This window comes from Bradyrhizobium sp. CCBAU 45389, from assembly GCF_028128625.1.
In the GTDB taxonomy this organism is placed as follows: Bacteria; Pseudomonadota; Alphaproteobacteria; order Rhizobiales; family Xanthobacteraceae; genus Bradyrhizobium; species Bradyrhizobium liaoningense_B.
Genome location: NZ_LBIY01000010.1, coordinates 149,873 through 161,630, shown reverse-complemented (window position 1 = coordinate 161,630; position 11,758 = coordinate 149,873). Strand labels below are relative to the sequence as shown.

The window sequence follows — 11,758 nt, the reverse complement described above, 5'->3', positions numbered from 1 at the left end:
CCGGGCTTCGGGAAGCGCTTTTTCCGACTGTTTTTCCAGAGACTTACGCCCTTCCCGGCATCGCCCAGGACAGGGTCGGAACGGACCGGATGGAACCGGCTCTCACGCCCCGAAAATCACCCGGTGCATGATGCGCCCCGGCACCAGCGTGAACAGGCCCGCCACCACCAGCGCGCCGGCGAAGAACAGGCGGATCTGGTGGATCCAGAACGACGACGCCGCCACGACCACCATCAGGACGACCCAGATCCAGCCGATTGTCCGGTGCGGCAGCGTGCCCTTGGGGGCGGAGAACTGAACGAGGCCGAGCACGAACGCTCCCATTGCGGCAAAGGCATGCAGCGGGATGGCGGGAGCGGCCTCAAGCAGCGGCGCAAAACTCATGCGGGACTTCCTCGGGTCGAGGCGGCGACCGATGTGAATACGATTAACATGAAGTTAATACCATTCACATCTCATCCCGTCAAAGACTTGAGGCAGCACATGAGGCAAGGGCGAAAAACCCGAGCCCTACCCGATAATTGGTAAGAAATCCTGTCGCTTCACGTGAGTGGACAGTTCCGACCTCGCGTCAGATCGGAATGTCGTCGATTCCATCGACCAATGAACGGCATTTATGTAGCAGGAACTCTGGGAAGCCTGCCCGCAAGGCACCGAGCATTCTTCTCGCGGACACCTGATCGATCACTCCGAGAAGCGGTAAGTGACCAACGTCCTTTTTATATGCAGCGCCAATCGCCTCCGCAGCCCGACCGCCGAGCAGGTGTTTTCGACTTGGCCGGGAATCGAGACCGACTCGGCCGGCATTTCGAACGACGCGGACGTCTTGCTGTCCACCGAACAGATCGAATGGGCCGACATCATCTTCGTCATGGCGAAGGCCCACCGGAACAAGCTGAACCGGAAATTCCGATCCAGCTTGAACAACAAGCGGGTCATCTGCCTCGACATTCCGGACGACTACGAATTCATGGACCCTGTCCTTGTCCGGATCCTTGAAAACCGGGCTGGCCGTTATCTGCGCCAGGCCGAGCCGCCCCTTTCCAAGCCCTAGAACGGGATGTCGTCGTCCATGTCGTTGTTGCGGCCGCCGCCGGCGGCAACGGGACGGCGCGGCGCACTGCTGACCGGACCGGAGGAGCCGAAATCGCCGCCCGGCTCGTCGCCGAAGCTGCCGCCTCCGCCGCCACCGCGGCCATCGAGCATCGTCAGCGTCGAGTTGAAGCCCTGGAGCACGACCTCGGTCGAGTACTTCTCGACGCCGCTCTGGTCGGTCCATTTGCGGGTCTGGAGCGCGCCCTCGATGTAAACCTTCGCGCCCTTCTTCAGATACTGCTCGGCGACCTTGCAGAGACCCTCATTGAAGATGACGACGCGGTGCCACTCGGTCTTTTCCTTGCGCTCACCGCTGTTCTTGTCGCGCCAGGTTTCCGAGGTCGCGATGCTCAGATTCGCGATCGGCCGCCCGTCCTGGGTGCGGCGGATTTCAGGATCCTTGCCGAGATTTCCAACCAGAATGACCTTGTTGACGCTTCCCGCCATCGCCGCTCTCCACTCCAAATGCCATGAATTCGTAAGGCCGCATTCGCAAGGCCGCGCCGCGCACCCGCGGTCCCCTGCAACCTGATTGAGGCGACCCTATACGCTTGCGCGGACCGAACAGCCCACCAGCCCTCAGGTTATCCCCATATATAGCATCGCCTTCCGGCTTGTTCCAGATTTGTTCTTTCCCGGCGGGCGCGGATGTTCCGTTCGGGCGGTGCCTGCAGTCGCTCAAATAGTGCGCACCGGATGGAACTTTTTCAGGTTCCCGCAATCGGCAAAAAGCACTTAACATTCATAAAGTTACACGCCGCACACTTGTCCTGCGAGTGTTGCATTTCGGAGACGGACTCTGCCTGCTGCTTAGGCTACGGTTGCCTCGGAATTAAGTTCATATGGGCGTCGCGCCTGATTGGCCGCTTCGGGGATAACAAGAAGCGGACCTTACCTGGGGAGACTGCAATGAATAAGATTTTGATTGGTACAATCGGTGTAGTGGCGTTGGGCCTGTCGGCTCCCGCAAGCGCGGCGGATATGGCGGCGCGTCCCTATACCAAGGCTCCACCCCCGGTGGTCGCGACCATCTACGACTGGAGCGGTTTCTACATCGGCATCAACGGCGGCTGGGGCTCGAGCCGCAATTGCTGGGACTTCGTGACGCCGGTCACCGGTACGCTGATCGATGACGGCTGCCATAACGCAACGGGCGGCACAGTCGGTGGTCAGGTCGGCTATCGCTGGCAGTCGGCCAATTGGGTGTTTGGCGTGGAAGGCCAAGGCAACTGGGCTGACTTCAGTGGAAGAAACATCAGCCCGACCGCGCCAGGTCAGCAGAACCGTACGCGGGTCGACGCCTTCGGCTTGATTACCGGTCAGGTCGGTTATGCCTGGAATAACGTTTTGGTCTACGTCAAGGGCGGCGCCGCCGTAGTGGACGACAGATACGACCTCATCATCGCGCCGGGCTTTGTTGGTGCTGGCACGACCTTCGGTTCGGCCAACGGAACACGTTGGGGCGGAACGGTCGGCGCGGGAGTCGAATTTGGCTTCGCCCCGAACTGGTCGGTGGGCTTCGAGTACGATCACATCTTCCTCGGCAACCGAAACGTCGACTTCACCTTCGGCGGAGCCTTCGTTCAGACCGAACGCGTCAGTCAGGACGTCGATCTCGCCCTCATCCGCTTGAACTACCGTTGGGGCGGCCCGGGGATCGCCAGGTACTGATCGCAAGCCTAATCTCTTCTGACGAAAGGCCGGCCTCGCGCCGGCCTTTTTGCTGCCTGCTGCGCGCGAAGGGGCTAATCAGTCAGCGATTATGACGTTTTGTGACTGTTGTGGCTTTTCGGGTACACAACTTGCGGCTTCGTTGGTGTAAGCACGACGCCAGTTGGACCACGGCGTCCGATGCCCTTCCGTTCACGGAAGGCAACAACAGAAACTGGGACTGGGATTAGGTTAAAAATGAAGAAGGTTTTGTTGGCTTCGGCCTGTTTGTTCGCTCTGGCTGCCCCTGCGTCGGCGGCTGATCTCGCGGCCCGCCCGTACACCAAGGCTCCGGTCGCTGTGGCTTCGGTCTACAACTGGACCGGCTTCTACCTCGGTATCGTCGGCGGCGGCGCCTGGCAGGCCGACTCCGATCCGAAGATGAAGGGTGGCTTCGTCGGCGGCACCGCCGGCTACAACTGGCAGACCGGCAACGTCGTGTTCGGCCTCGAGGCGGATGCCGCCTGGGCTGACGTCAGCGCCTCGGCGACCGCGCTCGGCATCACCGCGACCTCCAAGACCGATGCACTCGGCACCGTGCGTGGCCGCATCGGCTGGGCCGTCAACAACGTTCTGTTCTACGGCACGGGCGGCTACGCCTGGATCGACAACAAGCTCAGCGCCAGCGCGCTCGGCGTGACCATCTCCGACAGCAAGTTCCACTCGGGCTGGACCGTCGGTGCGGGCGTCGAGGCGTTCTTCGCTCCGCAGTGGTCGGTCAAGGGCGAGTACCTCTATCGCAGCCTCGGCAGCGAAACCTATTTCGGAAACATCGGCGTTCCGGTGGCTTCTGGCTCGCTCAACTTCCACACCGTGCAGGTCGGCGTGAACTATCACTTCGGCGGCCCGATCGTCGCGAAGTACTAAGCTTCGTCTCCGACGCTACCCGCGTTACGAAAGGCCGGCCTCGCGCCGGCCTTTTTGTTGTCTTCACGCGTAGCAATATACCTCAGCCCGCCACTCACGTTTTCGAAGAGATGTGGCTCTCCGGTGACACAACCTTAGGCTTCCATAGTGTAAAGCTGTGACGTCAGTTGGGTCATAGGCTCCGCTGCTCTTCCTTGCGGAAGGCAACAAAGAGAAACGGAAACTGGGGAATCAGATGAAGAAGATTTTGCTGGCTTCGGCCAGTCTGTTCGTACTCAGCGCGTTGACACCGGCCTCGGCGGCCGATCTTGCGGCCCGCCCCTACACCAAGGCGCCGGTCGCGGTGGCCTCGATTTACAACTGGAGCGGATTCTATATCGGTGCCAACGCCGGTGGCGCCTCGAGCCGCAATTGCTGGGACGTCAACAATATCTTCGGCGTTGCGGGTCCGGACACGGCTGAAGGCTGTCACAATGCGACCGGCGGCGTCGTCGGTGGCCAAATCGGCTATCGCTGGCAATCGGCCAGCTGGGTGTTCGGCCTTGAAGCCCAGGGTGACTGGGCCAACCTGAAGGGCTCGAACACGAGCTTGGTGCTCGCACCGCTGGTCAACGAGACCAAGATCGACGCGCTTGGCCTGTTCACCGGCCAGGTCGGCTATGCCTGGAACAACGTGCTCTGGTACGTGAAGGGTGGCGCGGCCGTCACGCACGCCAAGTACAACGGTACGGTGGGGGGCGTCGTCCTCGATAGCGCAAGCGAGACGCGCTGGGGCGGCGCGGTCGGCACCGGCCTCGAATTCGGCTTCGCGCCGGGCTGGTCCGTTGCGATCGAGTACGACCATCTGTTCATGGGCAAGCGCAACAACTCGTTCACGATTGTCGGCATCAACGACCGTATCGACCGTATCAAGCAGGACGTCGACATGGGCACCGTCCGCCTCAACTACACCTTCGGCGGCCCGGTGGTGGCGAAGTACTAGTCTTCGCTCCAACGCCCTCGCGTTACGAAAGGCCGGCCGTGCGCCGGCCTTTTTGTTTGGCGGCACGTTCCAGAGCAGTTCCGCCCACCCTTCTGCTGCCAGATGCCGCCAGCGCGCCAACATTCCGTTGACGATTCGCAACTCCCTCTGGAAATCCGTCTCCGTTCTTCCTACGTTCGCTGCCACACCCATCGGCGCCGATCCCGGTTCCGGGCGAAGCGCGCCTTTTTTGTTGGCGCGATCGCGCACCTTTGGGCTCCTTGAGGGCAACTCGGATGGATGAAGTGATCAAGGCGAAGCGCCAACAACAGAACGCGGGCTCCAGCCTGCGCGCAATTACGATCCGCGGCGCGCGCGAGCACAACCTCAAGAACATCGACGTCGAGATCCCCCGCGACAAGCTGGTGGTGTTCACCGGCCTCTCCGGCTCCGGCAAATCCTCGCTCGCCTTCGACACCATCTATGCCGAAGGCCAGCGCCGCTACGTCGAGTCGCTGTCGGCCTATGCCCGCCAGTTCCTGGAGATGATGCAGAAGCCCGATGTCGATCAGATCGACGGACTGTCTCCGGCGATCTCGATCGAGCAGAAGACAACCTCGAAGAACCCGCGCTCCACCGTCGGCACCGTCACCGAGATCTACGACTACATGCGCCTGCTCTGGGCGCGCGTCGGCGTGCCCTATTCGCCGGCCACCGGCCTGCCGATCGAGAGCCAGACCGTCTCGCAGATGGTCGACCGCGTGCTGGCGCTGCCCGAGGGCACCCGCCTCTATCTGCTCGCCCCGGTCGTGCGCGGCCGCAAGGGCGAGTACCGGAAAGAGCTCGCCGAATGGCTCAAGAAGGGCTTCCAGCGCGTCAAGATCGACGGCACCTTCTATGAGCTCGCGGAAGCTCCGACGCTCGACAAGAAATTCCCGCACGATATCGACGTCGTGGTCGACCGCATCGTGGTGCGCGCCGACATCGGCCAGCGCCTCGCCGAAAGTTTCGAGACCGCGCTGAAGCTCGCCGAGGGCCTCGCCGTCGTCGAGTTCGCCGACGCGCCGGCAGCCGCGCCTGCGGAAGAGAAAAAGAAGACGGCAAAAATCCACGACAAGAGCGGCCCCGAGCGCATCCTGTTCTCGGAAAAATTCGCCTGCCCGGTTTCCGGCTTCACCATTCCCGAGATCGAGCCACGCCTGTTCTCGTTCAACAATCCCTATGGCGCCTGCCCGGCCTGCGGCGGCCTCGGCGTCGAGCAGCATGTCGACGAGGACCTCGTCATTCCCGACAAGGAGCTGTCCTTGCGCAAGGGCGCGATCGCGCCCTGGGCCAAGTCGTCCTCGCCCTATTACGAGCAGACGCTGACCGCGCTGGGCAAGCACTACAAGTTCACGCTCGACACCAAGTGGAAGGATCTCGCCAAGAAGACCAAGGACGCCATCCTCTACGGCTCCGGCGAGGACGAGATCAAGTTCTCCTACCAGGACGGCGTGCGCTCCTACGACACCAAGAAGCCGTTCGAAGGCGTCATCACCAACATCAACCGCCGCTATCGCGAGACCGAGAGCGAGTGGGCGCGTGAGGAGCTGGCGAAGTATTTCCACGACGTGCCCTGCGAGGGCTGCAAGGGCTTTCGGCTGAAGCCCGAGGCGCTCTGCGTCAAGGTCGGGGACAAGCATATCGGCGAGATCTCGGAGCTGTCGGTCAAGCGCGCCGGCGAGTGGTTCGAGACCGTGCCGGAGGCGCTGAACAAGCAGCAGAACGAGATCGCCGGCCGTATCCTGAAGGAAATCCGCGAGCGCCTGACCTTCCTGCTCGACGTCGGCCTCAACTACCTCACCCTCTCCCGCTCCTCTGGCACACTGTCCGGCGGCGAGAGCCAGCGCATCCGCCTGGCTTCGCAGATCGGCTCGGGCCTCACGGGCGTGCTCTACGTGCTGGACGAGCCCTCGATCGGCCTGCACCAGCGCGACAACGCCCGCCTGCTCGACACGCTCAAGCGCCTGCGCGACCTCGGCAACACTGTGGTCGTGGTCGAGCATGACGAGGATGCCATCCGCCTCGCCGACTACGTGCTCGATATCGGCCCCGGCGCCGGCATGCATGGCGGCAACATCGTCGCCGAAGGCACGCCAGCCGAGATCATGCGCAACCCGAAATCGCTGACCGGCAAGTATCTCACCGGCGAGCTCGAGGTCGAGGTACCGGAGCGGCGCCCGCCGAACCATCGCCGCACCATCAAGGTGGTGAACGCGCGCGGCAATAACCTCAAGAACGTCACGGCGGAGATTCCGCTCGGCCTGTTCACCTGCGTCACCGGCGTCTCCGGCGGCGGCAAGTCCACGCTGCTCATCGACACGCTCTACCGCGCCATCGCCCGCAAGCTGAACGGCGCCAGCGAAGGCGCAGCTCCTCACGATCGCATCGAGGGCCTCGAGCACATCGACAAGATCATCGACATCGACCAGTCGCCGATCGGCCGCACGCCGCGCTCGAATCCGGCGACCTACACCGGCGCCTTCACGCCGATCCGCGAGTGGTTCGCCGGCCTGCCCGAGGCGAAGGCGCGCGGCTACGAGCCCGGCCGCTTCTCCTTCAACGTCAAGGGCGGCCGCTGCGAGGCCTGCCAGGGCGACGGTGTCATCAAGATCGAGATGCACTTCCTGCCTGACGTCTACGTCACCTGCGACGTCTGCAAGGGCAAGCGCTACAACCGCGAGACGCTGGAAGTCCTGTTCAAGGGCAAGAGCATCGCCGACGTGCTCGACATGACCGTCGAGGAAGCCGCCGAATTCTTCAAAGCGGTGCCGCGCGTACGCGAGACTTTTCAGACCCTGCACCGCGTCGGGCTCGATTACATTCACGTCGGCCAGCAGGCGACCACGCTCTCAGGCGGCGAAGCCCAACGCGTCAAACTGGCGAAGGAATTGTCAAAACGCGCCACCGGCCGCACGCTCTACATCCTGGACGAGCCGACCACCGGCCTGCACTTCCACGACGTCAAGAAGCTGCTGGAGGTGCTGCACGAGCTGGTCGCGCAAGGCAACACGGTCGTCGTCATCGAGCACAATCTCGAAGTCATCAAGACCGCCGACTGGGTCATCGACCTCGGCCCCGAAGGCGGCGACGGCGGCGGCGAGATCGTCGCCTGGGGCCCGCCGGAAGACATCGCCAAAGCGCCGCGGAGCTATACGGGCAAGTTTTTGGAGCCGGTGCTGAAGAAGGCGCGGAAGCCGAAGCGGCGGAGCACCAGCGAGGCGGCGGAGTAGGTTCAGTGGACCTCTAAAAGGGCACCGCACACCTACGGTTGCATTTCATTAACCATCCGCCGACACTCTAGTGTCGAAAACTGATTCTTTTCTGGACATTCGGCAAAATGTTCTCTATTTGTTCTCATGCCAGACCGTCACGGTAACGGCAGTAAAACTGAACGCATCCGCGACCCGCTCCACGACATGATCGTGTTCCGGGCGGAGGAGCCGCTCGATATGACGGCTTGGAGTCTATTGGAGACGCCAGACTTCCAGCGGCTTCGCCGCATAAAGCAGCTGGGCGTCTCTGAATTCGTATACCCGTCGGCCACGCATACGCGTTTCGCTCATTCTGTCGGTGTGTTTCACAACGCAAGGCGACTCGTCAGAATTATCGAACGCGAGATTAAATTGAAAAGGGTTGTTGGCGATTTCGATCCACATCGTGCTGGAGTCGCCGTACTGGCAGCTTTGCTGCATGACATCGGACACGGCCCGTTTAGTCACGCCTTCGAGGAAGCACGAAAGAGCATTGCCGAGGAACGCGGCGACGGGAACGCAAAAGCGAAAATTCGAAAGCACGAAGCGTTCACGGCAGAGATGGTCGAAGACGAGAAAGGTGCAATAGCGTCGATCCTGGCTGAGGCAAAAGTAGAAGCGAAGGAAGTTGCGGATCTAATTCGAGCTGAAACGGCGACGGACATGTACCACGCCATCGTGTCTAGCTCCTTCGATGCAGATCGACTCGATTACCTCGAGCGCGACCGGTACATGACTGGAGTTGGAGCAGGAGCGATCGACATTGAATGGCTAATGGATAACGTCCGCGTTGCCGAAATAGACGTGTCTCCTGCTGACGCAGAAAAAGATGCCATTTATCGGCATAGCTTCTGCTTGCTCTACAAGGCTCGCGACGCGGCCGAAGACTTTTTGCTTGCAAGATATCGGCTTTATACGAACGTCTATTTCCACAAGGCTACCAGAGGCATCGAACAGCTTGTTAGCTCTCTTTTCCGCGAGATTGCGCGGCAAGTTGCGGCCGGCACCGAGATCAAGGGACTTGATGCTGATAACCCCGTAATTCGCTTCTTTTCGCCCAACGGCGAAACACTTGAGAATTATCGTCTTCTTGATGATGACCTTATCTGGGGCGCCATTCACTCTCTCGCTCGAAGCGGCGACGGTATGTGTAATGCGTTGGCGAGTCGCATTCTGAATCGCAAACTTCCCGCGTGCGTTGATGTTCAGATTACCTTCCCATCTGACGTTGAAAGGCAGCGGAGATTAAAACATCGCTTGGACGAATCGTTTAAGGCTGATCTTGGCAAGACCGTATTTCGCGACTCAGCCAAACTCAGCTTGTACGGCGCTATCGGCGCGGACGACAATCGAGCTCAGAAACGACTCATGATTCAATTTGCTAATGGCGACTTGAAGGAGATTACCGATTTTGTGGATGCGACTATAGCTGCATCCGACAGAGAAAGGCCATTCGAGCGCTACTATTTCCTCAATGAAGCAGATTGCAAGAAAGCGCATGAAGCAATCGAAGCAATTGGTGGGAAACGACCATGAAGAAAGATGTCCCGAGCTTGATTCAGCTGGCTGGAGGCGAGATTGTAGGCAAGATTCGCCTTCAAAAAGAAGTATACTTGCTTGATCAGATTGGATTGAGAAGCGGGTTTTCCTTCGAGTATCATCACTACGGTCCCTACTCTGAGGAATTGGCTGAACAGGTCGAAGATGATGTCATCTTTGGACGCCTTAACGCGAACTCCGGGCGACGGGTGAGCGATGGTGTTCCATATGTCATCTATCGCGCGAGCAAAGCTGGTGACGGAGATCGAGTCGATCAACATCTTCCATTGGATCAGATTAAGTCGGCTCTCTTTGAAATGCAGCGCTGTTCAGCGACCGTTTTAGAGTTAGCGGCCACGATTCATTGGCTTGCCTATGTTGAAGCACGGCGAGATTGGAAAGAGGAATTGGTCCGCCGGAAGGGCGCAAAAACACAAGATGGGCGTGACAAACAGGCGCTTGAGCTTCTAAAGAATCTAGAATTGTCTCCAGTGGCTTGACCGCGCGAGCGACTAGTTTTGATCGTATCATTAAGAACTAGGCAGGAAGCAGCAAACTAAACTTGTCCTTCTACTCCCTCGCCATCTTCGATCTCGACGGCACCCTCGCCGACAGCTTTCCCTGGTTCCTGCGCACCATCAACGACGTCGCCGATCGCTTCGGCTTTCGCCGGGTCGCCGATGAGGACATCGAGGGGCTGCGGCACGCTTCGAGCCGCGAAATCCTCACCCGGCTCGAGGTGCCATTGTGGAAGCTGCCGGCGATCGCGCGGCATGCGCGGCGGCTGAAGGCGGAGGCAGCCAGCGAGATTGCGCTGTTTGCGGGCGTCGAGACGATGCTGCGGACGCTGGCCGAGAACGGCGTGCAGCTCGCGCTGGTGACCTCCGACAGCGAAGCCAATGCGCGCGAGAAGCTCGGCGAGGCCGCGGCGTTGTTCGCGCATTACGACTGCTCGGCATCGCTGTTTGGCAAGGCCGCGAAATTCCGCCGGGTCGTCCGCCGCGCCGGCGTGGACCCCGGCCGCGTCATCGCGATCGGCGACGAGGTCCGCGATATCGAGGCGGCGCGGGCCGCAGGCGTTGCCTGCGGCGCGGTCAGCTGGGGCTATGCGGCGCCGGCGGCGTTGCGGGCGCTGGGGCCGGACCACATGTTCGAACAGATGCGCGACATCGCGGATACTTTACGCGGAAACGTAGGGTGGATTAGCGAAGCGTAATCCACCACTGTTCGCATCCGCAGAAACAGACGCGGTGGGGCATGCCGAGCCGATGCACTTTGCGCATCTGCGGGCTAACCCACCTACGAACTTTTCGAGGAACGCCGATGACACTCACGGATGCAAGCCGCCTCAAGCTCCTGGAGCCGCCGGTCGGCCGGCTGCGGGTCGTGCTCGACACCGACACCTATAACGAGATCGACGACCAGTTCGCGCTCGTGCAGATGCTGCTGTCGAAGGACCGCCTCTCAGTCGAGGCGATCTACGCCGCGCCGTTCTTCAATGCGCGCGCCGACAGTCCCGGCCACGGCATGGAGCTGAGCTATCAGGAAATCCTGCGCCTGCTGGACCGCCTGAACGTCGCGCCGGAAGGCCTGGTTCATCGCGGCGTCACCGACTATGTCGGCCCCGGCAAGACGGCGCGGACGGCACCCGCCGTCGACGACCTCATCGCCCAGGCGCGCGCGGGCACGCCGGACAATCCGCTCTACGTGGTCGCCATCGGCGCCATCAGCAACGTCGCCTCGGCGCTGCTGAGGGCGCCCGACATCATCGACCGGATCGTCGTGGTCTGGCTCGGCGGCCATGCGCTGGAATGGCCCCACACGGTCGAGTTCAATCTGAAGCAGGACGTCGGCGGCGCGCAGGTGCTGCTCGACAGCGGCGTGCCGCTCGTCCTCGTCCCGTGCATGGGCGTCACCTCGCGTCTTCACGCGACGGTGCCGGAGATCGAACGCTACGTCGAACCCCACGGCAGCATCGGCGCGTTTCTCGCCATGCGCTTCAAGGAATATTCGTCCGACCACATGGGCTGGGCCAAGGAAATCTGGGACATGGCGCCGGTCGGCTGGCTGCTCAACCCTGCGTGGGCACCGAGCGTGATCATCCCGGCCCCGGTTCTTACCGATCAGATGACCTGGAGCATCGACCGCCGGCGGCATGCGATCCGCTACGTGACGTATGTGGACCGCAACGCAATCCTGAAGGACTTTTTCGTGAAGCTGCAGGCGTTTGCCGGATCGAAATGAGTCCGTAGCCCGGATGAGCGGAGCGACATCCGGGACCTTCCGCGCCTGA

11 protein-coding genes are annotated in these 11,758 nt (G+C 61.2%); 9 read left to right on the top strand and 2 right to left on the bottom strand.

What is annotated here, in order from left to right:
- Window positions 1-102: 102 nt before the first annotated feature.
- The gene (locus XH79_RS06285) at window positions 103-384 is read right to left on the bottom strand and encodes a hypothetical protein (RefSeq protein WP_271581080.1); all 282 of its coding nucleotides are present in this window, start codon (window positions 382-384) and stop codon (window positions 103-105) included.
- A 319-nt stretch (window positions 385-703) separates the two neighbouring features.
- On the opposite strand from XH79_RS06285, the gene XH79_RS06280 reads away from it, so the two are divergent.
- Complete coding sequence (locus XH79_RS06280) at window positions 704-1,054, top strand: low molecular weight protein tyrosine phosphatase family protein (protein ID WP_271581079.1); 351 nt, start codon at window positions 704-706, stop codon at window positions 1,052-1,054.
- On the opposite strand, the gene XH79_RS06275 is transcribed toward XH79_RS06280, so the two are convergent.
- Window positions 1,051-1,542, bottom strand: coding sequence for a single-stranded DNA-binding protein (locus XH79_RS06275; RefSeq protein WP_271581078.1), 492 nt, complete (start codon window positions 1,540-1,542; stop codon window positions 1,051-1,053). The two genes, XH79_RS06280 and XH79_RS06275, sit on opposite strands and share 4 nt — an antisense overlap.
- A gap of 462 nt (window positions 1,543-2,004) precedes the next feature.
- Here XH79_RS06275 and XH79_RS06270 point away from each other — a divergent pair, with 462 nt between their 5' ends.
- The 8 genes from XH79_RS06270 (at window position 2,005) to XH79_RS06235 (ending at window position 11,709) form a co-directional block, all read left to right on the top strand.
- Window positions 2,005-2,766, top strand: coding sequence for an outer membrane protein (locus XH79_RS06270; protein WP_212336180.1), 762 nt, complete (start codon window positions 2,005-2,007; stop codon window positions 2,764-2,766).
- Window positions 2,767-3,003: 237 nt separating this feature from the next.
- The gene (locus XH79_RS06265) at window positions 3,004-3,672 is read left to right on the top strand and encodes an outer membrane protein (RefSeq protein ID WP_271581077.1); all 669 of its coding nucleotides are present in this window, start codon (window positions 3,004-3,006) and stop codon (window positions 3,670-3,672) included.
- Between the two features lie 235 nt (window positions 3,673-3,907).
- Window positions 3,908-4,654, top strand: coding sequence for an outer membrane protein (locus XH79_RS06260; RefSeq protein ID WP_271581076.1), 747 nt, complete (start codon window positions 3,908-3,910; stop codon window positions 4,652-4,654).
- A 275-nt stretch (window positions 4,655-4,929) separates the two neighbouring features.
- Window positions 4,930-7,905 (top strand): excinuclease ABC subunit UvrA, encoded by a 2,976-nt coding sequence (gene uvrA, locus XH79_RS06255; RefSeq protein ID WP_271581075.1) that lies wholly within the window; start codon window positions 4,930-4,932, stop codon window positions 7,903-7,905.
- 126 nt (window positions 7,906-8,031) lie between these two features.
- Window positions 8,032-9,462 carry an HD domain-containing protein gene (locus XH79_RS06250; protein ID WP_271581074.1) on the top strand — a complete coding sequence of 477 codons (1,431 nt, stop codon included), beginning with the start codon at window positions 8,032-8,034 and terminating at the stop codon, window positions 9,460-9,462.
- Window positions 9,459-9,965 carry a hypothetical protein gene (locus XH79_RS06245; RefSeq protein ID WP_271581073.1) on the top strand — a complete coding sequence of 169 codons (507 nt, stop codon included), beginning with the start codon at window positions 9,459-9,461 and terminating at the stop codon, window positions 9,963-9,965. Before XH79_RS06250 ends, XH79_RS06245 begins: the two co-directional genes overlap by 4 nt.
- 62 nt (window positions 9,966-10,027) lie before the next feature.
- Complete coding sequence (locus tag XH79_RS06240; RefSeq protein ID WP_271581072.1) at window positions 10,028-10,681, top strand: HAD family hydrolase; 654 nt, start codon at window positions 10,028-10,030, stop codon at window positions 10,679-10,681.
- A gap of 107 nt (window positions 10,682-10,788) precedes the next feature.
- Window positions 10,789-11,709, top strand: coding sequence for a nucleoside hydrolase (locus XH79_RS06235; protein WP_271581071.1), 921 nt, complete (start codon window positions 10,789-10,791; stop codon window positions 11,707-11,709).
- Window positions 11,710-11,758 lie beyond the last annotated feature (49 nt).